The sequence below is a fragment of the Salegentibacter agarivorans genome, from assembly GCF_900113135.1.
GTDB lineage: Bacteria > Bacteroidota > Bacteroidia > Flavobacteriales > Flavobacteriaceae > Salegentibacter > Salegentibacter agarivorans.
This window is the reverse complement of record NZ_FOOH01000028.1, coordinates 27,992-52,249: the sequence shown is the minus strand read 5'-3', so window position 1 is coordinate 52,249 and position 24,258 is coordinate 27,992. Positions and strand designations below refer to the sequence as shown.

Genomic DNA, 24,258 nt, shown 5'->3' with positions numbered 1-24,258 from the left:
AAGATATCGGTAACCCGATGGAGAAACTCCTCCACCAATTTAATACACTATGCCCTGCCCAATAAGTACTTCTCAGAATTAGGGTTGTACGCAATGGACACAGTTGAAGGGAACACTTTGCATCAGTACTATCAAACAGTACTGAATAAGATTTAACATGAGCCGTGTACGAGACCCGTATGCACGGTTCTGGAAGAGGGATGAAGATAATAAATGCTCAAATATTTATTATCTTCACCCTACTTGATTATTTTTATACGAAAATTGAAAACAATGAAAAAAATATTACTTCTTGGGCTATTCAGCCTGATGCTTATTTCCTGTAATTCTATAGATAAAGAAAAAGCCGACCTTCTGGTTTTTAATGCTGAAATTTATACTGTGGACGAGAACTTTAGTACTGCTGAAGCTTTTGTAACTAAAGACGGTAAATTTCTGGAAATAGGCACAGCTGAAGCGCTTGAGGAAAAATATGATATAGCTGAAAAGCTTGACGCAGGAGGCAAAAGTGTATTTCCCGGTTTTATAGACGGGCACGCTCACTTTTACCGCTTGGGCTTACAGCAACAACGGGTAGACCTTACCGGCACCAAAAGTTTTGATGAGGTTGTACAACGAATTGTTGATTTTCAAAATCAACGTGGCGCAGAATTTATAACCGGGAGAGGATGGGATCAAAACGATTGGGAAAACAAAGAATTTCCCACAAAAGATACCCTGGATGAATTATTTCCCGATACTCCAATTGCTGTTACCCGTATAGATGGCCACGCACTTTTAGCCAATCAGGCTGCGTTAGATAAAGCGGGAATAACTACCGTAACTCCTTTTGATGGTGGCGATATTGAACAAAAAAATGGCAGGCTTACCGGCATTATTGTAGATAATCCTATGAGTCTAATTACCAATGCCCAACCGGAACCTTCTACGCAAGAGCAGGTGAACGCCTTGCTGGACGCTCAAAAAATTTCTTTTGAATACGGACTTACCACAGTGGTAGATGCGGGAATTGATAGGGAAACTATAGAACTTATGGATAGCCTTCACCAGGAGGAAAGTCTTAAAATAAGGCTGTATGCGATGATTAGTAACACCGAGGAGAACCTTGATTATTATCTGGACAAAGACCCAATTAAAACCGAAAGATTAAATGTACGGTCGGTTAAATTTTATGGCGATGGGGCACTGGGTTCCAGGGGCGCGGCTTTAAAAGAAGAATATAGCGATCGTGCCGGGCATTTTGGAGCATTACTTTCACCGGTTGAAGATTTTAAAGAAACCGCTGAACGCCTTGCTGCTTCAAAGTTTCAGTTAAATACTCACGCAATTGGAGATTCAGCTAATTACCTGGTTTTAAAAATTTACGATGAACTCTTAAAAGATGGTGGAGACCGCCGTTGGAGGGTAGAACATTCCCAGGTGATAGATACGGCAGATTTTAAATATTTCAGCAAAAATATTATTCCGTCGGTACAGCCTACACATGCAACCAGTGATATGTATTGGGCAGAAGATCGTTTGGGTGAAGAAAGAATGCAAGGGGCATATGCCTTTAAAAAATTACTGGACCAAGCTGGGATTGTTGCCCTTGGAACCGATTTTCCGGTAGAAGAAGTGAGCCCGTTTCTTACTTTTTACGCGGCTGTAGCTAGACAGGATACTGATAATTATCCTGAAGATGGCTTTATGATGGAGCAGGCCTTATCTCGCGAAGAAACTTTAAAAGGAATGACTATTTGGGCGGCTTACGCTAATTTTGAAGAAAAAGAAAAAGGAAGTATTGAAGCAGGTAAATTTGCCGATTTTATAATTCTTGATAAGGATATTATGAAAGTTGATGCCGCTGAAATTCCTGGAATAAAAGTTTTGGAAACTTACGTAAATGCTGAAAAAGTATATTAATGCATTCTATTAAAATAGATATCTTTGCACCTTAAAAATATAAGAAAATGAACGACGGATTATATGCAAAATTTTATACCACTAAAGGCCAGATTTTAGTGGAACTTGAATTTGAAAAAGCACCCGGTACAGTGGGTAACTTTGTAGGTCTTGCTGAAGGTAAAATGGAAAACGAAGCTTTTCCGCAGGGAAAACCTTATTATAACGATCTTAAATTTCACCGTGTGATTCCTAATTTTATGATTCAGGGTGGTGATCCCCAGGGTACAGGTGTTGGTGGCCCTGGTTATAAATTTGAAGATGAAATTCACCCCGATTTAAAACACGATGCCCCGGGAAAACTTTCTATGGCAAACGCCGGTCCCGGTACTAATGGAAGCCAGTTTTTTATTACGCATACCGAAACTCCCTGGTTAGACGGGAAACACACTGTTTTTGGTAGCGTTATTGAAGGCCAGGATGTGGTAGATAGTATTAAGCAAGGAGATAAAATTGAAAAATTGGAAATCCTTAGAGCTGGAGAGAAAGCAGAAAACTATAATGCTGTAGAGTCTTTTAGACAATTTGATGGAGCTAAAGCTAAAAGAGAAGAAGCTGCTAAAAAAAGGGAAGACGAACTGCTAGGAAAACTTTCAGAAGGTTTTAAAACCACAGAAAGCGGACTTCGGTATAAAATTGAAAAGAAAGGCGAAGGCGCAAAACCTGAAAAAGGACAAACCGTTTCAGTTCATTACAAAGGAATGCTTACCGATGGTAGTGTTTTTGATTCTTCTTACAAGAGAAATCAGCCGTTGGAATTTCCGGTAGGAGTTGGGCACGTAATTAGCGGATGGGATGAAGGTATTTTACTATTGAATGTTGGAGACCAGGCTCGTTTTGTGATTCCGTCGCATTTGGCTTACGGGGAACAGGGCGCCGGTGGTGTGATACCGCCAAACGCAGCTTTGGTTTTTGATGTGGAATTGGTTTCGGTAAAATAACAGCCCCCTAACCCCTGGAGGGGGAATTTGAATAAAAAAAGACCTCACAAGTTTCGAAACTTGTGAGGTCTTTTTTTATGCGTCATTCTGAATTTATTTCAGAATCTAAATTGTTTCGAAATATAAAAGCTTAGAATCCCGATTCAAATTCAGAATGACGTGCTTAATAGCAGTTCGTTTTACTTAGAATCTGGTTGCGGGGTCATTCTAAGGTATGGTTTTACCTCTTTAAAACCTTTAGGGAACATCTCTTTGGCATCTTCATTAGAAACCGAAGGACTTATCACTACATCGTCTCCGTGCTTCCAGTTAGCCGGTGTGGCTACTTTTTGATAGGCGGTAAGTTGTAGCGAATCTATTACCCTAAGTAATTCATCAAAATTTCTCCCGGTACTGGCGGGATAGGTAATCATTAATTTAATGGTTTTATCTGGCCCAATTACATAAACCGAACGTACTGTAAGCGTGTTGTCGGCTTTTGGGTGAATCATTCCATATAGGTTAGAAACCTTCTTATCTTCATCGGCAATAATTGGGAAATTAACCGTAGTATTCTGGGTTTCGTTAATATCGTCTATCCAGCCTTTATGAGATTCAACGCCGTCTACACTTAAAGCCATTACTTTAGTGTTACGGGCTTCAAATTTATCTTTATATTTCGCTACCGTTCCTAACTCGGTAGTACAAACCGGAGTATAATCGGCAGGGTGCGAAAATAAAATTCCCCAGCTATCTCCTAAATAATCGTAAAAATTGATTTTTCCTTCTGAAGTTTCAGCATCAAAATTTGGTGCTTTATCTCCTAATTTTAATTCGCTCATAATATTATATTTTTAGTGATTCGAATTATAAAATTAAAGAATAATATTCAGTAAAACCTATTAAACCAATAGGATTTACTTGCTTTGTGATAAGATTAACTGATTGTTACTTTTTGCTTTAAAAATGAGCAAATTTCTATGCTTAAGATTCCGGGGCATATTTCCATTTAATACTACAGCCCAAACTGGGTTTCTGTAGCTCAGGAACTTTTTTATTAGAAAGAACGGCATCCATAGCATCCCGCAAATGTCTACCGTTTACGGGAATTCCATTTCCGGGCCTGGAATCATCTAACTGGCCGCGATAGATTAGTTTTAATTCATCGTCAAAAAGATAGAAATCTGGTGTACAGGAAGCTTTATAAGCTCTTGCTACTTCCTGGGATTCGTCATAGAGATAAGGAAAAGAATATTGATGTTTCCTGGCTACCTCGTTCATATTATCAGGATGATCTGCCGGGTAATTTTCTACATCATTACTCATAATAGCGGCAAAACCAAAACCCAAAACACGGTAATCGCCCGCCAGTCTCACTATTTCTTCGTTTACATGTTTTACAAAAGGACAGTGGTTGCTTATAAACATAATTAAAGTGCCCTTTTTTCCCCGAATATTTTCAAGAGAATACCTATTGCTGGTAATTACATCTACAAGGTTAAAATCTGGGGCCCTGGTACCCAAAGCGATCATATTTGAAGCAGTTCTGGCCATAGTCTCTTTTCTTATAAATTTACTCGATAGTTGAGAATTAAAATGCTCCCGTGCTTGCCTTGAAATTAAAATATTTTTCCATATTTATGCCTCACTGGCTCGCCACAAGGTAATTTACGAATTCACTTCGGAATAGCCACTTTTTTTCTAAATTGGACTTAAAAATAAACTATGGAAATTTCCTGGAAAGATTTTGAAAAAGTGGAAATGCGAATAGGGACTATTACTGAAATTTCCGACTTTCCTGAAGCTAAAAATCCTGCCTATAAAATGCTTATCGATTTTGGAAAAGAAATTGGGGAAAGAAAAACTTCCGCTCAAATCACTAAGCGTTACAAAAAAGAGGATTTACTCAACAGGCAAATTGTAGCGGTGGTTAATTTTCCGAAGAAACAAATCGCTAATATTATGAGCGAATGTTTGGTTTTGGGGGCAGTAGGTAAAAACAATGATATTGTGCTACTAAACCCCGATTTTAAAGTTGAAAACGGCTTGCGGGTAGGTTAAAATTTAATCTTCTATTTTTTCATATTTACTCCCACAAGCTTCAATACATCTTGGGCTATGAGGATAAATAAATAATTTTCCTTCTTTTAATTCATATTTAAGCTCAAAAGTATTTTCACCGCAATCTGTACTTATCATTTTTTCAGCGTTATCGTACGAGGTTTCATTTATTTCCTCTTCGTTGCAAAAGCTACCTGAAGTCTTCACTAAACCATTAGAGGTAAATTCGAGGGTTCTTCCATTTTCAACAGTTTGCCAGGTACCGCTTCCGTCACCGGGATCGGCGAGGGTTTCGGTTAATTGCCATATTCCGGTAATTTCTTGGTTATCTAAATTAAGGTCTGGACTATTTGGAGTGGTAGAACAACTTGTTATCGCTGCGAATAATACAATAAAGAGCAAATTTTTCATCTTTTGGTTTTTAGTTATATTAAATAGATGCACACAACCGCAAAAGGTTGCGTGCATCTATCCAGAAATTTACATCTCATCGCCAAAGAAGATAGCATTCATCAATAATTTATTGGTTCCAAACCAGAAAGCTCTAAAGTTGGTATTATCGGTGAACAATATAACATTTCCGCGTCCCATTCCTGTATGTTTAAACGGAACCGTCCCGGCAATAGAATCTAATCTCGGTGCGCTAATATAACCGCTTAGTAAAGGTTCCTCGGTATACTGAATTGGATTATTATAACTCTGTTTATCTGCTTCTACAAAAATCGTAGTATTTCTAAATAAAGGAAGTTTATCATTTGTATAACCAAAGTTCGCTGGATGAGAACGATCTATATTAGCTTCAAAAATAGCGCCGCCAATTCCCTGTGCACCTCTAAAATCTCGTTGTTCTTCAAAACTAATATTTTCGGCCACCAGGCTGTCTTTTTTAATTTCGAGATCCATAAAATCCTCTTTTTCAAAAAATCGAGCGGCATTGCGATAACCAATTAAAGTTCCGCCATCGCGAACCCATTCTTTTAATTTATCAATATCACTATCATCTAAAGCGCTGCCCCAGGAATTTGGCAGAATAATGTCAGTATATCTACTTAGATCTGCTCTTGAAAAATTTCGGGTGTCAAGTTTTGTAATTTTCATGTCGTAACGCTGATCGAATAAATGCCAGATCTCACCAGCATCGTACGGCGTGATCCCTTCGCCTACAATTAAAGCAACTTTAGCAGGTTGCAATGCTCTAAATTGATTACTTCCAAGGTTTACGCCCTGGGTTAGACCGGTGTTTATCCCTTCTATTTGTACATTTGATTTTTGAGATACTTCTTGCAGAAATTGGTGCATTTTATCAGCCTCTAATTCTTGATTTTGAACCGGAATTAAAATTGTTCCATAATCGTATTCTTTATTTTCCAAAGAAAATGGTTGCATCCCAACTTTTGCACGCAAACCTTTTTCCAGGATCATATTTAAAGCTTTCGGTGAATAGAAATCGTGCCAGTGCATCACATAAGCATAATTGCTTATTTCTACCTGATCAATTTCTGGCTTTTCCAGGTTTTTTATTTTCTCCCCGGCTTTATTCATTTTTACGTCTTCAGCATAATCCAGGTTGAAAGCTAAAGGAAGCGTCCAGGCCGAAATATCGTAGAATAAACTATCTTCAAACTCGGTTCTACGCTCAAACATAGCTTTTACCAATCTATGCTGGCGCTGATTTTTAGGAACTACATAAGCCGAATTTTTTTTGAAATTCTTCCCGTCAGATTCAAAATTTTCCTTGATTTTATGAATTTCTATTTTATGTTTTTCCAGGATTTTCGCCAGTTCGTAAGCTGATGAAGCATCTTTTTCACTGCCGAAAACATAAGCTCCATTTTCAGCAGAATTGCGGGCATTCTTATAAAAATTGCGTTGATAATTAAGAATTTTCTCTCGCATATTTTTAGCAGCCTCTAAAGTAGAAAGTGCCGCAGTAAATTGATTTCTTATGGTGAACGGAAAAGTAAGAATACCGTTATCGGTTTCCTGGGCGTGGCCACGGGAACTTCCCTGTTCAAAAAGAATTCCTATACTTCCATTGATATCGGGGAAAGTAGAGCCTTTTCCGTAGTAAAAGTCGTCGTAGTTCTCTTCGGTATAATAAAAGGAGCCTAACTCATCAAAAGCTGCTGCGTGATAAGTGCCGATTTCCTTTGTAAGTTCCTGGTTAATATCGGGCGTAAGCGGGTGTGTTCTTGAGGGAATTCCTGGCTGAAAGAAAAAACTGGAATTAGAGCCCATTTCATGATGATCGGTTAAAATATTCGGCATCCATTTATGAAAAGTTTCAATGCGAGCCTGAGACTCCGGTAATTGTACCGGCAGCCAGTCACGATTCATATCAAACCAATAGTGATTTGTTCTTCCGCCCGGCCAAACTTCATCGTACTCCCTATCCTGCGGATCGGGATTTATATTTTCACTTTTATGGGTGTTAGCCCAGTAGGAGAAACGTTGTAAACCATCAGGATTAAAAGCTGGGTCAAAAAGAATAATCGTATTGTCTAATAATTCCTGAACTTCCTCACCTTCAGCCGCAGCCAGGTGATAAGCTGCTAAAAGCGCAGCATTAGAACCGCTTGCTTCGTTCCCGTGAATGGAAAACCCCTGGTTTACTACAATGGGCATTTCTTCGGTATTAAGCGAAGAAGCGTTTTCCCGGGTTAGAGCAAGATGATTTTCCCTGATTTCTTCCAGGTTATTATGATTTTCTTCTGAGGTTATAATAAGCAGAATAAGCGGTCTGCCTTCATAGGTTTTGCCGCGATTTTCTACCTCAATTCGCGGGGAAACTCTTGCAAGTTCCCGCATATAATTTAAAAGTAAATCGTGGGTTACGTGCCATTCTCCCGGGATGTAGCCAATAATATCCTGGGGTTTTGGAATTTCTTCATTGTAACTTACATCCTGGGGTAGGTAATAATCTAAACTCAGTTCTTCTTGTTGGGTAAAAGCGCTAAAACAAAGAAAGAAAATAAGTAGGGGTAAAAGTCTTTGCATGTTATTTTTATTTAGTTATAAATATAAAAAAACCGTCCTGAAAATATCGGGACGGTTTTGTATAGTTTTTAAATAGTTAACTCGAAACAAATGCACGAGGCACTTTATAAAATTACTGTAATTTTAAGTTAAGCATTAGAGCAATTAATCTCAATGCTCAGGTAAAATTTTAGATGTCGTCAAAACTCACATCGGTAAACTTCTCTGGAGAAACACCTTGCGTCTCACCGTTTTCTGAAGTTTCATATTCTTTTTTGAAATCTTTCTGGTGACGTTCGCTAATTACCTCTTCTCCTTTTTCATTCAGAATAAAGTCGGTCATTTCCTGTAAAATTTCATTAAAACCGGCAAAATCCTCTTTGTAAAGGTAAATTTTGTGTTTTTTGTAGAAAAAAGAACCGTCATCGTTGGTAAACTTTTTACTCTCGGTAATAGTTAGGTAATAATCGTCTGCACGTGTGGCTCTCACATCAAAGAAGTAAGTTCTTCTTCCGGCCCTTAGCACTTTAGAGAATATTTCTTCTTTCTCCATCATTCCCTTGTCGCTCATAAAATAGATTCTTTATAATTTGGTTTAGTACTGCTCAAAAATCTAAAAATTTTTAACATCTAGCAAAAAATTTTCACATTTCTTTTTCATTTAGCTGTTTTGCATACAATTCTTTGTAATAGCCTTGCTGGTTTAGTAATTGGGAATGAGTCCCTTGTTGCACTATAGCGCCGTCTTCCAGGATAATAATTTTATCGGCATTTTTTGCTGAAGAAATCCTGTGACTTACAATTATGGTCGTTTTTTCTTTTGAAATTTTAAAAAGGTTATTCAGTATAGCCTCTTCAGTTTCAGTATCTACGGCAGAAAGACAATCGTCAAACAATAAGATCTTAGGATCGTGAATTATGGCACGCGCAATAGAAACACGTTGCTTTTGACCGCCGGAAAGCGTTATACCGCGTTCTCCTAAAACCGTATCATAACCTTTGCTGAAGCCAACAATATTTTTATGAACCGATGCATTTTTGGCAGCTTCAAAAATTTCTTCGTCGCTGGCATTGGTTTTTCCGAATTTGATATTGTTTTTAATAGAATCACTAAATAAAAATGCATCCTGGGGAACGTAACCAATGCTGTTTCTTAAGCTATCCAGGTTTAGATTTTCAATATTTTTTCCGTCTATACTAATAGTGCCCTGGTCAACATCATACAGTCTTCCAATAAGTTCCAGGATGGTAGATTTTCCTGCGCCGGTTTTTCCAATTATGGCGAGAGTTTCTCCACTTTCAACTTCAAAAGAAACATTTTTAAGCGCAGTAATATTCGTATCATCGTAGGTAAAACTCACATTATTAAAAGCGATGCTCCCGTGAATTTCATCTGGTGTTTTTTTCTTATTCGTAATTTCAGGTTTTTCGTCTAAAAATTCATTGATGCGTTCCTGGGAAGCATCAGCTTGCTGTACTAAAGAAGTTACCCAACCTATAGATGCAATTGGCCAGGTAAGCATATTTACATAGAGGAGAAATTCAACAATAACTCCAATATTATCAATCTCGCCGTTTATATATTGATTACCACCTATATAAATTACCAGTACATTACTAATCCCTATTAATAATACCATTAGCGGGAAGAAAAAAGCCTGGACTTTAACCAAATCAATATTTTTATCGCGACTTCCATTAGCCAGGTCTACGAAATTGTGGTTAATCTGGGTTTCCATCCCGTAAGATTTTATAACGGCAATTCCACTGAAACTCTCCTGTGTAAATGTATTGAGCCTGGAAAGATATTGTTGCACTACAGTACTGCGTTTATGAATGGCAACGCTAATTTTATAGATAGAAAATGCTAAAACCGGTAAGGGTGCTACAGTATATAAAGTGAGCTCTGGCGCTGCCTGAACCATAAAAATTAAAACCACAACGGTAGAAGTGAACGTGGTAACCGTGTACATAATGGCCGGGCCAAGGTACATCCTTACTTTACTCACATCTTCGCTAATTCTATTCATTAAATCGCCGGTACGGTTCTTTTTATAAAAATTAAGCGAAAGTTCCTGGTAGTGTTTGTAAATCTCGTTTTTAAGATCAAATTCAATATAACGCGAAACCACAATAAAGGTCTGTCGCATTAAAAAGGTAAGAAATGCAGCTACTAATGTTGCTCCTATAATTAGCGCAATGTTTATAGCAAGTTCGGTTCTAAGAACGTCAATAGTACTTATTTCACCGTTAATATATTGCTCTATCGCATCAGTAGAATCACCGATTAACGGAATATAATACAATGCGAAAATACGGGCAACGATGGTAATTACGAGGCCAATTAGTAGTTTCCATTTATACTTCAGGAAATATTTATTGAGATGCTTAAGGTTCTTCATTTAAGAGTAAAAAAGCTAAAAATTGAGGATATGTTATTTTAACACGTTTTAAAAACCTCTTTGTTGAAATATTCTTTATTTTTGCACTGTGATTTTCAGAAATATGAAAACACTAATTTATAAAATGTAACAAGTTATGCAAGTTGATGTTCTAAATGCAAATGAACTTAAAAAGTCTGCACCGGTATTCGGTCAGCTCTCTTTTGACAACCACGAGCAAGTAGTTTTTTGCAACGACAAAGATACAGGTTTAAAGGCAATTATTGGTATTCATAACACGGTTTTAGGACCAGCACTTGGTGGTACCCGAATGTGGAATTACAGCAGTGAATGGGAAGCCTTAAATGATGTTTTGCGTCTTTCTCGAGGTATGACCTTTAAAAGTGCGATTACCGGACTTAATCTTGGCGGTGGAAAAGCCGTAATTATTGGGGATGCTAAAACCCAAAAAACTCCTGAACTTATGAAAAGTTTTGGACGTTTTGTAGATTCCCTTAGCGGAAAATATATCACAGCAGAAGATGTGGGAATGGAAACTGCAGATATGGATACTGTTCGTGAAGTAACTAAATACGTTACCGGAATTTCTGAAGATAAAGGTGGAGCAGGAAACCCATCTCCAATAACCGCTTACGGTGTTTTTATGGGAATAAAAGCCGCTGCAAAACACAAATTTGGAAGTGACGATCTTGAAGGGAAATCCGTATTGGTTCAGGGGATTGGTCACGTTGGTGAGACCCTTGTAGAGCATTTAACTCAAGATGGAGCTAAAGTTTTTATCAGTGATATTAACGAAGAACGTCTTGAAGCAGTAAAAAATAAATATGGAGCAATTATTTATGATGACGCTGATGTATATGCAGCCGAAGTAGATATTTACGCCCCCTGTGCCCTTGGCGCTACCATTAACGATGATACAGTAAACCGTATTGAGGCTAAGGTAATTGCCGGTGCTGCCAATAACCAGTTGGCTGATGAGGTTACTCACGGTACAATTTTAAGAGAAAGAGGAATTGTTTACGCTCCGGATTTTCTAATTAATGCCGGCGGAATTATAAATGTTTACGCCGAATTAGAGAATTATGATAAAAAGGAAATTATACGTAAGACTGAAAATATCTACAATACTACGCTAGAAATTCTTTCTAAAGCAGATAAGGAAGATATGACATCCCACTTTGCAGCACTTAAAATTGCACAGCAAAGAATTGATGATAGAAAAAAACAAAATTTGAAGTAATCAATTTCAAAAGTTTGGTATTTTTGCAAGGCGAAAGAATATTCTTTCGCCTTTTCTAATTCTAAAAAGTTCTTTTACACTTATGTTGACAAGAAGACATATTCGGGTTAAAGTAATGCAATCACTTTACGCCTTTAACCAAAGCCAAAACGACAACCTGGGAACCGAGGAGAGATTCCTGCTTAAAAGTATGGAAGAGATGTACGACCTGTTCCTTGTACAATTAAGCCTAATTGCAGAACTAAAGGGCCAGGCCGAAAACTTTTTAGAAAAATCCCAACAAAAACATCTTGCTACCAGCGAAGATAAAGATCCTAATAAAAAATTTGTTTCTAACTCCATTTTTGAAATTCTAGAGCATAATGAAAGCCTGCAGGACGCACTGGAATCAAGAAAAATAACACACTGGAAAAGGGATGATGATTATGTACAAATTATCTGGCAGGAGATAAAGAAGAGCGATCTTTACGAAAATTACATGGAAACCCGCGATTCCAGTTTTAAAGAAGACAAAGAGTTTATCATAGCTATTTTTAAAGAAGTAATAGCACCCAATGAAAAATTATACGATTATCTAGAAGATGCGAAACTTACCTGGGTAGACGATCTACCGCTGGTAAACACGGCCGTGCTGAAATTCCTTCAGAAATTAAAGCCTAATTCTGCTGAAAATCTTAAGATAGGGAAACTATATAAAAATGAAGAGGATAAAGATTTTGCCAAAGAATTATTCAGAAAAACGTATTTGAATGATGAAACTCTGGCCAACGAAATGCTAGGGAAAACCCCCAATTGGGATAAAGATAGAATTGCTGAAATTGATATGATCCTTATTAAAATGGCAATTTGTGAGTTTTTAAAGTTCCCATCAATCCCGGTAAAGGTTACTATTAACGAATACCTGGAACTTGCCAAAGAGTATAGTACCCCAAAGAGTAGCATTTTTATTAACGGAGTTTTAGATAAACTTTCTAAAGAATATAAAGATGATAATAAGTTAAATAAAGTAGGGCGGGGCCTTATGTAGTCAATAAAATTTCTTATTTTTAAAAATTAAATTATAAAGTTCACTATTATGAAAAATGGAATCTTAATGTTAGCTGCAGTAGGGGCGCTGCTATTTACTTCTTGTAAAGAAAACAACAATAACGCCTCAGAAAAAGTTAAAGCCGAAAACGTAGAAAGCGCTGCAGAGCGTGATGCTCAGGCTACTGTTTATCCTAAAATGGAATTTGAGAAATCTGAACATGATTTCGGGAATATTCCAAAAGGTGAGAACGTAGAGCATACTTTTACATTCACTAATACCGGCCAGGCACCATTGGTAATTACCAATGCAAAAAGTACTTGCGGCTGTACAGTACCAACCTGGACCAAAGAACCAATTCAGCCAGGAGAAAGTGGTGAAATGTTGGTTAAATTCAACGGTTCTGGAAAAGGACAGGTAACAAAAACTGTTACAGTAACTGCTAATACTGAAGCTGGTACAGAGCGTCTTAGAATTAAAGCCTTTGTAGAAACCGAAGAAAATGCTAGCTAGTAAATGGATCAATTAACCCAGTTTGCCCCAATAATATTAATGTTTGTGGTGGTGTATTTTTTTATGATACGCCCGCAAATGAAAAAAGCTAAACAGGAACGTAATTTTGCATCAGAATTAAAGCGTGGTGACCGTGTGGTTACCAAAAGCGGAATGCACGGCAAAATTGTTGATTTTAGCGAAAAAAATAATGCGGTAATTATAGAAACCGGAGCAGGAAAAATAACCTTTGATCGTTCTTCCATCTCGATGGAAATGAGTAAAAAACTCAACGAACCGGCGAAGCCAGAAAAAGAAAGTAAGGCAAAAGCTATTAAAGAAAAGAAATAGTTTTTTCTGTTTTAATCAATAGAATTTAGAATCCCCAGGCCATAGCGCTGGGGATTCTTATTTTATAGAAGATTTAAGAACTGTAAAAAACGTCATTCTGAACTCGTTTCAGAATCTAAGATATTAGAAACAGAAACTGTTTTAGGTTCTTATAAAAGATCTTAGCAATTTTTATACTTATCATTTAACCCGACCCCGCTTAGAATCATCGGTTTAATTTTCTCCAGGCGGGATTTTTTTGTAACCTCTCTTTTTGCTTCAGAAATATAATCGGCGTATTCCCTTTGTTTACCTTTAGTTAACTGATAATAGGAATTCTTGAAATGTTCATCTTTTTCTAATGCCTCTTTGAGATCTAAAGGCAGTACCAGTGTTTTATTTTTTAAAGGTTTTATTTCTTTTCCTTCCCGTTGATTCTGTATGGCTTCGGCTATATACTTCTGAAGAATTTCCGGTTTTATTTCATCTTCTTTTTTAAACCTTATTTGTCTTAAAGCTTTGGTTTTATCTTCCTGGGCATTGTAAAGTAAAGCGGTATTTTCTTTTAATAAAGCGCCATTAAAAAACCAAAGTGCACAATGATTTTTAAAAGCAGCCATTCCTACTACATTTTTCCCATCTAAAGCATAAACGGGTGCACCCCATTTTATACATTCTTCCAATTCAGTGTTTTGTAGTATTTCACGTAAAGAAAGTAATTCCTGCTCCCAGGTTGGGTGGGTTTCAATATACTGATCTACCGATTTTACTGCCATTTTTAACTTTTAGACAAACTGATTACTTATAATTTTCTGAAGTTAATTCAGCGATTTTCACAATTACTTCAGTGGCTTTTTGCATACTTTCTACCGGTACATATTCATACTTCCCGTGGAAGTTGTGGCCGCCGGCAAAAATATTAGGACAGGGTAGTCCCATGTAACTTAGTTGCGCGCCATCAGTTCCGCCACGAATTGGTTTTAAAATAGGCTCAACATTTACTGCCTTCATTGCATTCTCAGCTATTTCAATAATATGCATTACCGGCTCTATTTTTTCTTTCATATTAAAATATTGATCGATAATTTCAACTGAAATACAATCATTTTCATATTGCGAACAAATCTCTGAAGCCAGGTCCTGTATCATTTCTTTACGAGCTTCAAAATGGCCTAAATCGTGATCCCGAATTATATATTCCAACACGGTTTCTTCAACATCGCCTTTCATATCACTTAGGTGAAAAAATCCCTGTCTGCCTTCAGTATGCTCTGGGGTTTCCAAACGCGGTAGCGAGTTAATAAAATCTACGGCAATATACTGGCTGTTTACCATTTTATCTTTTGCGTAGCCGGGGTGAACACCTTTCCCATTAACTTTAACAATTGCTTTTGCGGCATTAAAATTCTCAAATTCCAGTTCGCCAATTTGGCTACCATCCATAGTATACGCCCATTCTGCACCAAATTTTTCTACATCAAATTTATGAGCACCACGACCTATTTCTTCATCGGGTGTAAAACCTACCCTAATTTTCCCGTGAGGAATTTCAGGATTATCCAGCAAATATTTCATTGCGGTCATAATCTCGGTAATTCCCGCTTTATCATCGGCGCTTAAAAGGCTGGTACCATCGGTTGTAATTATGGTTTGGCCTTTATATTGTTTTAAATCATCAAAATATTCTGAAGATAATATGATGTTTTTTTCCTTATTCAGGATAATATCATTACCGTCGTAATTTTCAATAATTTGGGGTTTTATATTGGTAGCATTAAAATCTGGCGAAGTATCAAAATGCGAAATAAATCCAATTACCGGTACTTTATGCGGAACATTTGCCGGGAGCGTAGCCATTACATAGGCGTGATCGTCTATGCTTACCTCGGTCATTCCCATTTCTTTTAATTCACTAGCCAGTTTTTGGGCTAAAACCCATTGTTTGTCGGTGCTTGGAGTTGTTGTGCTATGGGGATCGCTTTGGGTATCAATTGTAATATAGCTAATAAAGCGATCTATGATGCGCTGTTTATTAATCATTGGTTAGTAGTTTGATTCAAAATTAAACATTCACGTTTCAGCTTCAAAACCTTTTAAGATTTACTGCCGGTTTTTTATGATTTCTGCTATTTTTGCACAAACCAACCGCCATGTATAAATCTTCGATTAGGCCTTTATTATTTCGTTTTGACCCGGAATGGGTACATCACTTCACCTTTAAAACACTAAAGAAATTCGGCAAAACAGCTGCTTTTAAAAGTTTTGTGCGGAAGAATTTTCGGGTGGAAGATTCGAGGTTAGAGCGTGAAGTTTTCGGTTTAAAGTTTAAAAATCCGGTTGGGCTTGCTGCCGGTTTTGATAAAGACGCAAAGCTATTTCAGGAATTATCAGATCTTGGCTTCGGTTTTATTGAAATTGGTACCGTGACTCCAAAGCCGCAACCCGGAAATGAAAAAAAGCGATTATTCAGATTAAAAGAAGACGGCGCGATTATTAACCGAATGGGTTTTAACAACGATGGTGTAGAAGCCGCTGTTGAAAGACTAAAAAAAAATAAAAACGTGCTGATTGGCGGAAATATTGGTAAAAATAAAATTACGCCAAACGAGAATGCCGTAGACGATTATAAGATTTGTTTTGAAGCACTCTACAATTATGTGAATTATTTTGTGGTAAATGTGAGTTCCCCCAATACTCCAAACTTACGGGAATTACAGGATAAAGAGCCACTCACTAATTTACTAAATACGCTGCAAAGCTTAAACGCTACAAAGCCAAAACAGAAACCAATTCTACTAAAAATTGCACCCGATCTTACTGATGCGCAACTTTTAGATATTATAGACATAGTTAAGGAAACTAAAATTGCCGGGGTTATTGCTACAAATACCACCATTGCGCGAGATGATTTACAGTCAGAAAACAAGAACGAAATGGGCGGCCTAAGCGGAAAACCCCTAAAAAATCGCGCTACAGAAGTGATTAGGTTTCTTTCTGAAAAAAGCAATAAAGCTTTTCCTATAATTGGTGTAGGCGGAATTCATTCTGCAAAAGATGCTTTGGAAAAACTTGAAGCCGGTGCCAGTTTAGTACAACTTTATACGGGGTTTATTTATGAAGGCCCAGAATTAATAAAAAAGATTAACCAGGCAATTTTAGCTAAAAACAAGTCATAAATGAAGAAATTTCACCTAAGTTTTTTATTAATAGTTATAATTAGTCTTGATGCCTATAGCTTCTCTGAAACTACTTCTGAAGTTACCCATACAGTAATTAGGAATGGGATTAGTTTAGGAACCGTTGTAGCTGCCATCACCTCATGGGAGCGTAACCGTTCGGTTTTATTAATGATTATACACGGAATTTTTAGCTGGTTTTACGTGATTTATTTTTTGCTTACTAGGAAAAAATCTGAAAGAAGATAAATTTTGTTAGAACAACTTATTCCGTTTTTAACTGCCTCGGCAATTCTTACCATTTCTCCCGGTCCCGATATTATTTATGTAATGGTACAGGGAATGGCCAATGGAAAAAAACAAGGTCTTGTAACTGCTTTGGGGCTTGCTGCGGGGATTATTATTCATACCAGTCTTGTGGCCTTTGGAGTTTCAGCTATAATTAAAAGTTCTGAAAGCCTCTTTTTTATTATTAAACTGTTCGGCGCTGTTTACCTTTTATATCTCGCCTGGCAGGTTTACAAAAGTGATCCCGAAATTGCCTATTCGGCTGAAGGAATAAAAGAAAAATCCCTGTTATCACTTTTTAAACAGGGTTTTATAATGAATATGCTGAACCCTAAAGTTACTATCTTTTTTCTCGCATTCTTTCCGGGTTTTCTTTGGGAGCCCGGAGGAAATACAGTGATCCAATTTTATATTCTGGGAGCCATTTTTATGCTTTTAACCATTCTTATTTTTGGAAGCGTAGCCTTGCTGGCGGGAAAAATATCTACCTATCTTAAATTACATAAACATTCTGGGGTGGTTTTAAAATGGTTGCAAATTGTAGTTTTTATAGGAATTGCAGTTTTTATATTAGTTTAAAAGAAACTTAGTTAGAGCGGTGCTATTATACTTTCAATTTAATAAAATGAATTAATTTCTAAAGGTTTTTAGATATTCCTTAAAATACTATCTTTGAAAGTATGGATAAAATCAAGCTTATAGAGTGTCCACGAGATGCAATGCAGGGAATTAAAACCTTTATTCCTACCGAAAAAAAGGTACAGTATATTCAATCTTTATTGCGCTGCGGATTTGATACCATAGATTTTGGAAGTTTTGTTTCCCCTAAAGCAATCCCGCAAATGGCAGATTCTGCCGAGGTTTTATCCAAACTAGATTTGAGCACCACTAAAAGTAAATTACTGGCTATTGTTGCCAATACCCGGGGTGCAGAGAATGCTTCCGTTCACAACGAAATTGATTATCTGGGCTATCCGTTTTCTATTTCTGAAAATTTCCAGATGCGTAATACGCATAAAACCATCGCCGAATCGGTAGATATTTTAAGTGAGATCCTGGAAATTGCTGAAAAAACAAACAAAGAAGTAGTAGCCTATCTTTCTATGGGCTTTGGGAATCCTTATGGAGATCCATGGAATGTGGAGATAGTAGGGGAGTGGACAGAAAAATTGTCGGCCATGGGAGTGAAAATCCTTTCTTTATCTGATACTATTGGGAGCTCTACTCCTGATATAATTGAATATTTATTTTCAAATTTAATTCCAGAATATCCTGAAATTGAATTTGGAGCTCATCTCCATACCACCCCAACAAAGTGGCACGAAAAAATTGATGCAGCATACAAATCGGGTTGTAGAAGATTTGACGGAGCGATCCAGGGATTTGGCGGTTGCCCAATGGCCAAAGACGAATTAACAGGAAATATGCCTTCAGAAAAAATGCTTTCCTATTTCAATTCCAAAAAAGCAGATTCAAATATAAAAATGACGAGTTTTGAATCGGCCTATAACGAAGCATCTAAAATCTTTACCGCTTATCATTAAATCTTATAATTTAATTTTCTGATAACTAATATCTTTTAAGCCAAATTTTGCTATAAAAAGCTTATATTTGCACGCAATTAAATCTTTAATTGCTATGATCGCACACGATTCCAAAATCTTAGGAGAAGGCCTTACTTACGATGATGTATTGCTAGTTCCCGCTTACTCTGAAGTACTACCTCGAGAAGTAAGTATTCGCACAAAATTCACAAAAAACATTTCTATAAATGTGCCCATAATCTCGGCCGCAATGGATACGGTTACCGAATCCAGGATGGCTATTGCTATGGCCAGGGAAGGCGGAATTGGTGTTTTGCATAAGAATATGACTGCCGAGCAACAGGCACTTAAAGTTCGTAAAGTAAAGCGTGCCGAAAGCGGAATGATTATAGATCCCGTTACTTTACCTATTACTGCCAATGTGAGCGATGCGAAAGCAAATATGCGCGAGCATAGTATTGGTGGAATCCCAATTGTAGACGATGATGGGAAATTGCTGGGCATTGTTACAAACAGGGACCTTAGATTTGAAAAAAATAATAGCAGGCCAATTGCTGAGGTTATGACTTCAGAAAACCTGGTAACTGTGGCCGAAGGCACTTCGCTGGACGAGGCAGAAGATATTTTACAGGAAAATAAGATTGAAAAACTTCCTGTGGTTAATAAAGATAACAAGCTTGTTGGGCTTATAACTTTTAGGGATATTACTAAACTTACCCAAAAGCCTAATGCAAATAAAGATAGCTTTGGAAGACTTCGTGTTGCTGCAGCCATTGGGGTAACCGCAGATGCGGTAGATAGAGCAGAGGCTTTGGTTAATGCAGGGGTAGATGCAATTATTATTGATACTGCACATGGGCATACCAGAGGTGTGGTTTCGGTTTTAAAAGACGTAAAAGCAAAGTTCCCTGATTTAGAAGTGGTAGTAGGAAATATTGCTACTGGTGAAGCTGCTAAATATTTAGCTGAAGCCGGAGCAGATGCGGTAAAAGTAGGAATTGGTCCCGGTTCAATTTGTACTACCAGAGTTGTGGCAGGAGTTGGATTTCCTCAATTTTCTGCAGTTCTTGAAGTTGCAGCAGCACTAAAAGGAACTGGCGTTCCGGTAATTGCCGATGGCGGAATTCGCTATACCGGTGATATTCCTAAAGCTTTAGCTGCCGGAGCCGATTGTGTAATGCTTGGATCCTTGCTTGCCGGAACTAAAGAATCTCCAGGGGAAACAATTATTTACGAAGGAAGAAAATTTAAATCCTATCGCGGTATGGGATCTGTAGAGGCTATGCAAAAAGGCTCTAAAGATCGTTATTTCCAGGATGTGGAAGATGATATAAAGAAACTTGTACCGGAAGGTATTGTTGGTAGGGTTCCTTATAAAGGAGAGCTGGAAGAAAGTATACACCAGTTTGTAGGTGGTTTAAAAGCCGGGATGGGTTATTGCGGCGCGAAAGATATTCCAACATTAAAGGAAAATGCAAAGTTTGTGAAGATTACCGCTTCAGGAATTCACGAGAGCCACCCGCACGATGTAACTATTACCAACGAGTCGCCTAATTACAGTAGGTAGACTGGACGGCTATTCAAAAATATAGACCCCACAAGTTTTATGAACCTGTGGGGTCTTACTTATTTATTCCAGTATTAAATGAAATAGAGTCTCTAAACTCTATTCTTCTTCTTCTTCTTCTTCTGTTGTTTCAGGAATTTCAATTCCCATTTTATTCATTACTTTTTCGGTAATATCATATTCTTCAGCCGAAAAAGCAAGACTGTTTCCACCGGCGTGAAGAATTTGCGTAAAACCTTCTTCCTGTATTACTGCTCGCATAGCGACATTAATTTTTTCGTAAAGCGGATTGGTAAGTTCGTTTCGTCTCATTTGCATCATTACCTGGGCTCTTTGTCTAAATTGCTTGATTTGGTTTTCCAATTCAATAATTTCAGATTCACTTTGTTGCCGGGCTTCATCGGCAAGTGTTTCTACATTTGCCTGGTAGCTCTTTACCAGGGTGTCATATTTTTTCACACTTCCCTGGAAATCTTGTTGTAATTGCTTATCGTAAGCCTGTAAGCCTTCATTTACCTCTTCCATTTCGGGCATTTGGGAAAGGATGTAATCGGTATCTATGGTTCCTACTTTTGTTTGTGCGCTAACAAAAACGCTAAAACATAAAAAAGCAATTAATAAACTGCTGCGTGTCATAATAATATTGTTTTTGGCAAATATAATAGCAGGTTTTAATTATTCATACAAAATCTCTTAAAACTATTGCAGCTTCAAAATTATTTTAGTCATTTTCAATTTAACAAGCCTATTTCATTTTAAAATTATAATTTTAAGAAGCTTATAATCGTTTAGCCATAAGCTTGTAGAACCTATAGGAATTCTTATTTTTGCCTACGCGCAAATTACAGGCTGTTAGTCTTTTAAAAATGGTATGTAAATTGCTATCTCAACTTAATGAATTTGAAGATATCATCGTTTTTTATAGTTTCTTTAATTGCCGCTTTTTTGCTCGCAAGTTGTACTTATTTTGAGAAAGATGAAGCGCGTAAAGTGATAGTAAGAGTGAACGATTCTTATTTGTATGAAGAAGATATTAATGCTTTAATTAACGAAAATACGTCTACAGAAGACAGTAGTCTTATTGTGTCTAATTACATTACACGTTGGGCAACACAGCAATTACTTATAGACCGGGCGCAATTAAACCTTCCTGAAAGTCAGCAAAAAGAGTTTAGAGACCTTATAGAAAACTATAAAAATGAACTTTATACAAGTGCATATAAAGATGCTGTAGTAGGCAGGCAATTAGATAGTAGTTTAACCAAGAGCGAGAAAAAGGTGTATTTTGAAGAAAATAAAGGAAATTTTAAACTTACTGAAGATTTATTGAAACTAAGGTATGTAAGCCTGGAAGAGAATAATACTAATATAGAGGAAATAAAAACTTATCTCAAACGCTTTAATGAAGAGGATAAAGAAGAACTTGAAAAATTATCGCTTCAGTTTAAAAATTACTCGTTAAACGATTCGGTTTGGGTAAAGATTAAAACGGTTTACGATAAGATCCCCGCGTTATCATCTAATAATAGGGACAATCTATTAAACAAATCTAATTTTTTTGAGGTAGAAGATTCATTAGGTGTATATTTGATCTACGTAAATGATGTGTTGGAACATGGGCAGGATGCTCCATTTGAGTATGCAGAACCTACCATAGAAAAGATTTTGCTTAATAAGCGAAAAAGAAATTTAATAAAAGAACTGGAAAAAGATATTACAAAAGATGCAATTAAAAATGAACAATTTGAAATCTATAATTAAAAATACGGGCTTTCTTTTGGCCGTTTTACTGGGTTTTACCGGTTATTCGCAAGATGTGATTGTAACCGATAGTACCTCAATTCAACCAGAAGAGGAGATCGCACAAAATACCGTTGCCGAAACTAACAATTCAGAACGTCGTAAAGTAGACGGAATTGCGGCTGTAATTGGAGATTATATTATTCTTGACAGCGATGTAGATATGATGTACAAAGATATGCAAAGCCAGGGAATGTCTACTGCAGATGTGACCGATTGCCAACTGGCCGGTTCCCTTATGGAAAACAAACTTTATGCACACCACGCCATCCAGGATAGTATTATTGTAATGGATGCCGAGGTTAATAGTTATATAGATCAGCAAATTTCTGAAATGGTACGCCAGGTAGGTTCTATGGATAAAGTCCTGGAATTCTACAATAAAGAAAATGAAGCTGAATTTAGAAGCGAATTGTTCGAGCTTAATAAAGAGCGACAGTTAGCAAACCGTATGCAGCAAAGAATTGTGGAAAATGTAGAAATTACTCCTGAAGAAGTAAGAGCTTATTACGAAAGCATTCCCGAAGACGAATTACCGGTTTTTGGAGAAGAAGTAGAGCTTTCTCAAATTGTTGTAGAGCCGGAAATTCCTGAAAGTGAAAAACAAAAAGTAATTGATCGTTTAAAAGACTTTAGGGCAGATGTTTTAGATAACGACGCCAGCTTTGCCACTAAAGCGGTGTTATATTCTCAAGACCCTGGAAGTGCAAGGGACGGGGGTAGAATTTCTCTTTCAAGAAAAGATAATTTTGTAAAAGAATTTAAAGACGTAGCTTTTAGTCTTCAAGCAGGGGAAGTGAGCGAACCTTTTGAAACCGAATTCGGTTTTCATATTATCCAGGTAGATAGAATTAGAGGACAAAACATAGACCTAAGACATATACTACTTATTCCAGATGTTACCAATGCTTCAGTAGAAGAAGCCAAGGCAAAAATTGATAGCATTAGAAAAAGAGTAGACGAAGGGGTTTTAGATTTTGCTGAAGCTGCCCGTGAATTTTCTGATGAAGAAGAAACCAGGGGAGATGGTGGGAAACTTATAAACCCAAGAACGGGTGATACTCGTTTTGAACTTTCTAAGATAGACCCAAAATTGTATGATGAGGTAGGAGATTTGCAGGAAGGTGAACTTTCTTTAAGAATGCGCGACCAGGATAGAACCGGGCGCCCGTTTTTTAAACTTATAAAAGTAAATAAAAGAATAGCGGAGCACGAAGCTAATTACGCTACAGATTTTACAAAGATCAAAGAGCTTGCGTTAAGAGATAAACAGTTAGAAGCTATAGAAGAGTGGCAACAGGAAAAAATAGGAGATACCTATATAAAAGTAAACGGAAAGTTTAAAGACTGTGAGTATAGCAGTAACTGGTTAAAAAAATAGCATTTTATCAATGTCAGACGTTGCTCTAGTAGAAAAACTGGTGGTTAAACACCGGGATTTAAAGAAAGAAATTGCCAAAATAATAGTAGGGCAGGATGTGGTTATAGACCAAATCCTGCTTTCGGTTTTTTCAGGAGGGCATTCGTTGTTGGTTGGGGTTCCCGGTTTAGCCAAAACCTTAATGGTAAATACCATTTCCCAGGCTTTAGGCCTCGATTTTAAAAGAATACAATTCACCCCAGATCTTATGCCCAGCGATATTTTGGGCGCAGAGATCCTGGACGAAAACAGGAGCTTTAAATTCATAAAAGGTCCGGTTTTTTCAAATATCGTCCTTGCCGACGAGATTAATAGAACCCCGCCTAAAACCCAGGCTGCTTTATTAGAAGCTATGCAGGAAAGATCTGTAACCATTGCCGGGCATAATTACAAGTTGGCCAATCCTTATTTTGTACTAGCTACTCAAAACCCAATAGAGCAGGAGGGAACCTATCCCTTACCTGAAGCGCAGTTAGACCGGTTTATGTTTTCTATTCTTCTGGAATACCCAAGTTTTCAGGAAGAAGTAGACGTGGTGAAAAGCACAACTTCAGATAAAACTCAAAAGATAAATGCGTTATTTTCTGCGGAAGAAATCGTGGAAATTCAGCAATTAATTCGTAGAATTCCTGTGGCCGATAATGTGGTGGAATATGCTGTGAAACTGGTAGGAAAAACCAGACCAGGTTCTCCTGAAGCCCTGCAATTTGTAAAAAACTATTTAGATTGGGGAGCAGGGCCAAGAGCCTCTCAAAATCTTATTCTTGCCGCTAAATCTCACGCAGCGGTGAATGGAAAATTCTCCCCCGATATTGAAGATGTACAGGCGGTAGCTATTGGAATTTTACGCCATAGAATTATTAAAAATTACAAAGCTGAAGCCGAAGGAATTTCAGAAGAAAAAATAATTCGAGACCTTTATTAAGAGCTGGGATTTCGCTTAATTCTATTTGAAAATAATTGGGCATAACTTTCGTACTGGAAGGCTTTTCTATTTTTGGGGCTTTTTTCTCAATTCTGAGAAAAAAACTTATTCCACCTTTAAAATAACAGGTTCAAGAAATTCAAGTAAGG

At 37.2% G+C, this 24,258-nt stretch carries 24 protein-coding genes; 15 read left to right on the top strand and 9 right to left on the bottom strand.

Translation table 11 applies throughout. The features are described 5' to 3' along the window. The first annotated feature begins 273 nt into the window (after positions 1 to 273). Both BM084_RS16410 and BM084_RS16405 read left to right on the top strand, forming a co-directional pair. Entirely contained in the window at positions 274 to 1,902 is a 1,629-nt protein-coding gene (locus tag BM084_RS16410; protein WP_093306112.1) for an amidohydrolase, read from the top strand. Positions 1,903 to 1,949: 47 nt separating this feature from the next. Then, on the top strand, positions 1,950 to 2,882 hold the full coding sequence (locus BM084_RS16405) for a peptidylprolyl isomerase (RefSeq protein ID WP_075327627.1): 933 nt from the start codon (positions 1,950 to 1,952) through the stop codon (positions 2,880 to 2,882). A 179-nt stretch (positions 2,883 to 3,061) separates the two neighbouring features. Here the strand turns inward: BM084_RS16405 and BM084_RS16400 are convergent, their stop codons facing one another. Together BM084_RS16400 and BM084_RS16395 are read right to left on the bottom strand one after the other, a co-directional pair. Continuing rightward, complete coding sequence (locus tag BM084_RS16400; RefSeq protein WP_075327626.1) at positions 3,062 to 3,703, bottom strand: peroxiredoxin; 642 nt, start codon at positions 3,701 to 3,703, stop codon at positions 3,062 to 3,064. Positions 3,704 to 3,845: 142 nt separating this feature from the next. Next, entirely contained in the window at positions 3,846 to 4,415 is a 570-nt protein-coding gene (locus BM084_RS16395; protein ID WP_075327625.1) for a thioredoxin family protein, read from the bottom strand. Positions 4,416 to 4,586: 171 nt separating this feature from the next. Here BM084_RS16395 and BM084_RS16390 point away from each other — a divergent pair, with 171 nt between their 5' ends. Beyond that, on the top strand, positions 4,587 to 4,922 hold the full coding sequence (locus BM084_RS16390) for a tRNA-binding protein (RefSeq protein WP_075327624.1): 336 nt from the start codon (positions 4,587 to 4,589) through the stop codon (positions 4,920 to 4,922). A 3-nt stretch (positions 4,923 to 4,925) separates the two neighbouring features. Here BM084_RS16390 and BM084_RS16385 read toward each other — a convergent pair whose 3' ends face one another. From BM084_RS16385 to BM084_RS16370, 4 genes are all read right to left on the bottom strand, one after another. After that, positions 4,926 to 5,333, bottom strand: a complete 408-nt coding sequence (locus BM084_RS16385; protein WP_075327623.1) for a hypothetical protein — start codon at positions 5,331 to 5,333, stop codon at positions 4,926 to 4,928. Between the two features lie 69 nt (positions 5,334 to 5,402). Next, complete coding sequence (locus tag BM084_RS16380; RefSeq protein WP_093306111.1) at positions 5,403 to 7,919, bottom strand: M14 family metallopeptidase; 2,517 nt, start codon at positions 7,917 to 7,919, stop codon at positions 5,403 to 5,405. 169 nt (positions 7,920 to 8,088) lie between these two features. Further along, positions 8,089 to 8,469 carry a PUR family DNA/RNA-binding protein gene (locus BM084_RS16375; RefSeq protein WP_075327621.1) on the bottom strand — a complete coding sequence of 127 codons (381 nt, stop codon included), beginning with the start codon at positions 8,467 to 8,469 and terminating at the stop codon, positions 8,089 to 8,091. A gap of 73 nt (positions 8,470 to 8,542) precedes the next feature. Continuing rightward, positions 8,543 to 10,300, bottom strand: coding sequence for an ABC transporter ATP-binding protein (locus BM084_RS16370; RefSeq protein ID WP_075327620.1), 1,758 nt, complete (start codon positions 10,298 to 10,300; stop codon positions 8,543 to 8,545). A 136-nt stretch (positions 10,301 to 10,436) separates the two neighbouring features. Here BM084_RS16370 and BM084_RS16365 point away from each other — a divergent pair, with 136 nt between their 5' ends. From BM084_RS16365 to yajC, 4 genes are all read left to right on the top strand, one after another. Next, the gene (locus BM084_RS16365) at positions 10,437 to 11,540 is read left to right on the top strand and encodes a Glu/Leu/Phe/Val family dehydrogenase (protein ID WP_093306109.1); all 1,104 of its coding nucleotides are present in this window, start codon (positions 10,437 to 10,439) and stop codon (positions 11,538 to 11,540) included. 82 nt (positions 11,541 to 11,622) lie between these two features. Then, a complete protein-coding gene (gene nusB, locus BM084_RS16360; protein ID WP_093306107.1) occupies positions 11,623 to 12,567 on the top strand; it encodes a transcription antitermination factor NusB in 945 nt (314 codons plus the stop codon). A 48-nt stretch (positions 12,568 to 12,615) separates the two neighbouring features. Beyond that, on the top strand, positions 12,616 to 13,080 hold the full coding sequence (locus tag BM084_RS16355; RefSeq protein WP_075327617.1) for a DUF1573 domain-containing protein: 465 nt from the start codon (positions 12,616 to 12,618) through the stop codon (positions 13,078 to 13,080). Positions 13,081 to 13,083: 3 nt separating this feature from the next. Next, positions 13,084 to 13,410, top strand: a complete 327-nt coding sequence (gene yajC / locus BM084_RS16350) for a preprotein translocase subunit YajC (protein WP_070053409.1) — start codon at positions 13,084 to 13,086, stop codon at positions 13,408 to 13,410. Between the two features lie 161 nt (positions 13,411 to 13,571). Here yajC and BM084_RS16345 read toward each other — a convergent pair whose 3' ends face one another. After that, positions 13,572 to 14,165, bottom strand: a complete 594-nt coding sequence (locus BM084_RS16345; RefSeq protein ID WP_075327616.1) for a YdeI/OmpD-associated family protein — start codon at positions 14,163 to 14,165, stop codon at positions 13,572 to 13,574. Positions 14,166 to 14,187: 22 nt separating this feature from the next. Further along, positions 14,188 to 15,429 carry a peptidase T gene (gene pepT, locus BM084_RS16340; protein WP_075327615.1) on the bottom strand — a complete coding sequence of 414 codons (1,242 nt, stop codon included), beginning with the start codon at positions 15,427 to 15,429 and terminating at the stop codon, positions 14,188 to 14,190. A 110-nt stretch (positions 15,430 to 15,539) separates the two neighbouring features. Here pepT and BM084_RS16335 point away from each other — a divergent pair, with 110 nt between their 5' ends. From BM084_RS16335 to guaB, 5 genes are all read left to right on the top strand, one after another. Beyond that, the gene (locus BM084_RS16335) at positions 15,540 to 16,565 is read left to right on the top strand and encodes a quinone-dependent dihydroorotate dehydrogenase (protein WP_075327614.1); all 1,026 of its coding nucleotides are present in this window, start codon (positions 15,540 to 15,542) and stop codon (positions 16,563 to 16,565) included. Then, entirely contained in the window at positions 16,566 to 16,814 is a 249-nt protein-coding gene (locus BM084_RS16330; protein ID WP_075327613.1) for a hypothetical protein, read from the top strand. A 3-nt stretch (positions 16,815 to 16,817) separates the two neighbouring features. Beyond that, on the top strand, positions 16,818 to 17,432 hold the full coding sequence (locus BM084_RS16325) for a LysE family translocator (protein WP_093306105.1): 615 nt from the start codon (positions 16,818 to 16,820) through the stop codon (positions 17,430 to 17,432). A gap of 101 nt (positions 17,433 to 17,533) precedes the next feature. Further along, positions 17,534 to 18,397, top strand: coding sequence for a hydroxymethylglutaryl-CoA lyase (locus BM084_RS16320; protein ID WP_075327611.1), 864 nt, complete (start codon positions 17,534 to 17,536; stop codon positions 18,395 to 18,397). A 94-nt stretch (positions 18,398 to 18,491) separates the two neighbouring features. Further along, positions 18,492 to 19,964 (top strand): IMP dehydrogenase, encoded by a 1,473-nt coding sequence (gene guaB / locus BM084_RS16315; RefSeq protein WP_075327610.1) that lies wholly within the window; start codon positions 18,492 to 18,494, stop codon positions 19,962 to 19,964. Positions 19,965 to 20,063: 99 nt separating this feature from the next. Here guaB and BM084_RS16310 read toward each other — a convergent pair whose 3' ends face one another. Continuing rightward, positions 20,064 to 20,600: an OmpH/Skp family outer membrane protein gene (locus BM084_RS16310; protein WP_093306103.1), complete on the bottom strand. Its 537-nt coding sequence runs from the start codon at positions 20,598 to 20,600 to the stop codon at positions 20,064 to 20,066. Positions 20,601 to 20,858: 258 nt separating this feature from the next. Here BM084_RS16310 and BM084_RS16305 point away from each other — a divergent pair, with 258 nt between their 5' ends. The 3 genes from BM084_RS16305 to BM084_RS16295 are packed head-to-tail and all read left to right on the top strand — an operon-like array spanning position 20,859 to position 24,109. Then, on the top strand, positions 20,859 to 21,725 hold the full coding sequence (locus BM084_RS16305) for a peptidylprolyl isomerase (RefSeq protein WP_075327608.1): 867 nt from the start codon (positions 20,859 to 20,861) through the stop codon (positions 21,723 to 21,725). After that, positions 21,700 to 23,145: a peptidylprolyl isomerase gene (locus BM084_RS16300; RefSeq protein WP_245764397.1), complete on the top strand. Its 1,446-nt coding sequence runs from the start codon at positions 21,700 to 21,702 to the stop codon at positions 23,143 to 23,145. The genes BM084_RS16305 and BM084_RS16300 overlap by 26 nt, the downstream gene beginning before the upstream one ends. Positions 23,146 to 23,155: 10 nt before the next feature. Then, positions 23,156 to 24,109, top strand: a complete 954-nt coding sequence (locus BM084_RS16295) for an AAA family ATPase (RefSeq protein ID WP_093306099.1) — start codon at positions 23,156 to 23,158, stop codon at positions 24,107 to 24,109. The last annotated feature ends 149 nt before the right edge of the window (positions 24,110 to 24,258 follow it).